At 60.0% G+C, this 4486-nt stretch carries 1 protein-coding gene and 2 pseudogenes; 2 read left to right on the forward strand and 1 reads right to left on the reverse strand.

The genetic code is table 11. From position 1 onward, the window contains the following. The coding region (locus AC0AP0_RS09340; protein ID WP_490430266.1) for an exodeoxyribonuclease VII large subunit at positions 1 to 590 on the reverse strand (590 nt) is incomplete at its 3' end. Between the two features lie 507 nt (positions 591 to 1097). Here AC0AP0_RS09340 and AC0AP0_RS09345 point away from each other — a divergent pair. Both AC0AP0_RS09345 and AC0AP0_RS09350 read left to right on the forward strand, forming a co-directional pair. After that, a pseudogene (locus AC0AP0_RS09345) lies at positions 1098 to 3168 on the forward strand (acyl-CoA dehydratase activase); the annotation flags it as partial. A gap of 251 nt (positions 3169 to 3419) precedes the next feature. Continuing rightward, positions 3420 to 4356 (forward strand): annotated as a pseudogene (locus AC0AP0_RS09350) (acyl-CoA dehydratase activase-related protein); the annotation flags it as partial. Between the last annotated feature and the right edge of the window lie 130 nt (positions 4357 to 4486).

Raw genomic sequence — 4486 nt, forward strand, 5'->3', positions numbered from 1 at the left:
GCATGTACAACGGAGAATTCAATGGTGGGCCAGCGAAGACGGGCGTTGGTGATTACATCCCCCTCGGCTCTGGCCTTGGGTGCGCAGATCAGGCCGATACGTCGGGGGAACTCGGGCAGGGGAACCTTGTTTTCCGTGTCAAAGAGGCCCTCGCCCTTGAGCTTGCGCCTAAGCTGGTCGATCTGCTCTTTGAGATCGCCGGTGCCTACACGCTTGATCCGGTCGGCCATGAAACTCAGACGGGTCTGTTTGATCCAGAGGTCAGGCCTTCCGTGGACCACCACCCGGTCGCCCTGGCGGAATTCTCGGGCCTGGGCGGCGAATGCTCGAAAGCCCATGACGTTGATGGAGATATCCTCGAAGTTGTCGCGCAGGGTCAGATAGGCGGAACCAGTCCGGCGGGTGTTGATCTCCACGATCTGTCCCTCCACCCAGGCTCCGGGCCAGCGGGCCACTGCGTCGTGGTACTTCTGGCTGAGTACGCTGACCGGCCAGGGGTCTTCCTCGGTGGTATCGCGTGCCAAACGGGGCAGCTGATCCAAGGGTTTGGGGGCCAGTCCTGACGATGCTGGTCCAGCAGGTGCGCCCATTGATCCCTGCATGCTCGAACCCATGTATGCTCGCACCTGATGCCTCCTGACCTTCGATTCCGCCAGCCCGACCAACTCATCTGGCATAGCCTGTACAAGGCGGTATTCGGGTTGGTCGGAGAAGGAAACGTTCTTTCAGGGTCTCTCAATACGGGGACAATTCCATATACTCTGCAAGTCCTCTACAGGCCCTCTGCCGGCTGCTCCTGAGTCGATTTCGCCGAGGGCACAGCGGCATTTTCCCACTTGCAAGGAGGCTGGGACTGAGGCGAAAGCGTGGAGGGCAAAGGTTGCAACCAACGCTTGGATGCAGCTGCACTAGTCTATGGTTTGCCTGTACCGGCAGCAGTTTTGCTGGCGACTGTGTCAAAGGTGACAGTCTTGATTCCCCGATATTGCAAAAGTTATTCACGCTCTGGCGGTAGCATAAATAAAGCAAGCCGGATATGATGTGGTGTCTGCTTTTCAACCCCATCATGCGGCGGTCTCACGGATTGAGGTTGTTTCATGTCTGATGGCGTCGACATAGCGGGTCGATATAAGGGCACAGGACCGCGGGATCTCCTGCGTGTGGGTTTGGACATCGGTTCCACCACAGTCAAGGCCGTGGTTCTTGGCACAGGGGACAGGCTGGATCAGGCGCTTTTCAGCGACTATCGCCGCCACCACGCCAATGTGCGGCAGTGCGTGGCGGAGCTGGTCACGGATATCAAGCTTTCCCTGTCACGGGTTGGTCTGGCCGGCAATCCCATCAGCCTGGTGATCACCGGCTCGGGCGGGTTGGAACTGGCCAGCCAGCTTCAGGCCGAGTTCGCCCAGGAGGTCATCGCCGAGACCGAGGCCATCAACGCCACCTATCCCGAAGGGGATGTGATCATCGAGCTGGGCGGCGAGGATGCCAAGATCACTTACCTGAAGCCTACTCCGGAGCAGCGGATGAACGGATCCTGCGCAGGAGGGACCGGAGCCTTCATCGATCAGATGGCGACTCTGCTCAACACCGATGCTTCAGGCCTGAACGATATGGCCTCCAAATACAAGACCATTTATCCCATCGCATCGCGTTGCGGGGTCTTCGCCAAGTCCGACCTCCAGCCCCTGATCAACGATGGAGCCGCCAAGGAGGATCTGGCTGCATCAATCTTCAACGCCGTTGCCACACAGACTATATCCGGGCTGGCCTGCGGGCGTCCCATCCGTGGCAACGTGATCTTTTTGGGCGGGCCCCTCTTCTTTATGAGTGAGCTGAGGGAAGCCTTCAAGCGGATCCTCCAGGACAGGGTCAGCCGCTATATCATCCCTGAAAACGCGCACCTCTATGTGGCCTATGGCGCTGCCATCATGGCTGGTCGTCAGGAGCAGGACGACCAGGATAATGCAGCGCAGGTCAAGACCGACTACTCGCCAGAAACCGATGTGAACGACCCCTTCGGTCCGGCTTGGGGGCTGGACCAGGCGGAGGTCGACAAGGCGCGGTCCGAAAAGGCTTCGAGCCTGGACAAGATGGCTCTGCAGGATGCCATGCAGGACGGCCGCACCACTACCTTGGTGGACGGTGAGAATAAGGTTCCGGCGACAGAAACCGCCAAAAATGCCATCCAAAATCAAGAGATGAACTTTGATCTGACATCGCTGGATGGCGTCCTCTCAGCCCTGAAGGGCCTGGAGAACATGCCATCCACGGCCAGAACGATACGCCCGCTCTTCCTGAACGAAGACGAGCGCAAGGAGTTCAACGACCGGCATGGTGCCGAGATCATCCCCACCGGGGATCTGTCTGGGGCCAAGGGGCCGCACTTCCTGGGCATTGATGCGGGCAGCACCACCATCAAGGCCGTCCTGATCAACGACGACAAGACCATCGTCTGGTCCACCTACGGAGTGCATAAGGACAGTCCGCTGATCGCCGCCGCCAACATCGTCAAGGAGGTCAGGAAGTCCCTGCCGGAGGGTGCCTATATCGCCCGTGCCTGCGCTACCGGATATGGTGAGGGCCTGGTCAAGGCCGGCCTGCATGTTGACGAGGGTGTGGTCGAAACCATGGCCCACTATCGTGCAGCTGAGGAGATCAGCCCCGGCGTTACCTCGGTCATCGACATCGGCGGGCAGGATATGAAGTACATCGCCGTCAACGATGGGGTCATCGATTCGATTTGCGTCAATGAGGCCTGCTCGGCAGGCTGCGGGTCTTTCCTGCAGACCTTTGCCCAGTCCATGGGCATCAGCATCCAAGACTTCACCAAGCAGGCGTTGGCCTCCGAAGCCCCGACCGATCTGGGCTCCCGTTGCACGGTCTTCATGAATTCCTCGGTCAAGCAGGCTCAGAAGGAGGGCGCCTCCCCGGAGGACATTGCTGCTGGGCTCTGCTACTCGGTGGTCAGGAACGCCCTCTACAAGGTCATCAAGCTGCGTGATGCCAACGCTCTGGGGCCGGTGGTCGTGGTCCAGGGAGGGACCTTCCTCAACGATGCCGTTCTGCGGGCCTTCGAGCTCCTGACCGGTCGCAAGGTGACCAGGCCCAACATCGCCGGGCTCATGGGAGCCTACGGCGCTGCGCTGACGGCCCGCATGCACTGCCCACAGAATGAAGAGGTCGCGGATCTTGCTGCAGTCAGCTCCCAGATGGCCCACCCTTCAGTGAACGTGGTCGACGGGGGAAAGTCCGTGGGCAGCACGCCCACTACCCCTAATATGGCTCCGGCTTCCACCAGGTCAAGGTTGTCGCCGGCCGCCGCCAACAAGATTGGCGCAAACGCCTCGGCCAACGTTGCCTCCAAGAACGACCAGGGCTTCAAGACGACCCTGCCTGGTCTGAAAGTGGAGAACGGCCATGTGGTCAGCTCCATACTGGCAGGGGACGATCTGGATAACCTCTCCATGACCACCACCCACGATGTCTGCAAGCTCTGCCAGAACCACTGCAAGCTGACCATCACCGAATTCGAGGATGGCGGACGCTACGTGACCGGGAATCGCTGCGAACGTGGCGGAGACAAGAACAGGAAGCGCTCCGACAGACCAAACCTCTACGATTTCAAGTACAAGCGGGCCTTCGCCTACCGTCGACTGACCCCGGACAAGGCCACCAGGGGCGATATCGGCATTCCCCGTGTGCTCAACATGTATGAGGACTACCCCTTCTGGTTCACCCTGCTGACCTCACTGGGCTTCCGGGTGATGATTTCCGGGCGGTCCAACCACGAGCTCTTCGAGAGCGGGATGGAGTCCATCGCCTCCGAGAACATCTGCTACCCGGCCAAGCTGGTCCACGGGCACATTCACTCCCTGGTCGACAAGGGCATCAAGACCATTTTCTATCCCTGCGTCACCTATGAGCAGGAGCTGGTTCCCGATACGGACAACCACTACAACTGCCCCATCGTGGCCAACTACCCGGTGGTGATCGAGGCCAACATGGCCGAGCTCAAGGAGAACGGCGTCCGCTTCATGCGGCCCTACTTCAACCTGTCCAACAAGGAGAAGATGGTCGAGCGGATCGTCAAGGTCTTCGACTGGGCCAAGGTGAGCGAGGAAGAGGCCCGGACGGCTGTCCAGGAAGCCTACCGTGAGGATGCCCGGTTCAAGGAGGATGTCCGCCAGGAGGGACTTCGTGCCCTGGCCTACATGCAGGAATACGGGGTCAAGGGCGTGGTCCTGTCGGGTCGCCCATACCATGTGGACCCCGAGGTCAACCACGGCATTCCCGAGACCATCTGCTCCCTGGGCATGGCCGTGCTTTCAGAGGATTCGATCTGCGAGCTGGACGTGCATAAACTGCCCAAGCTGAGCGACTACATCATTCCGGCGGCGGGGGAGCGGGCCCTGGCCTCCAACAATCCCACGGCCGCCAAGTTCCGCAAGACCGTGCCGGGCTTTGGTGACGACCATCAGAAGAT

This window comes from Bifidobacterium sp. POST2/T3 (B1) (genome assembly GCF_058197115.1).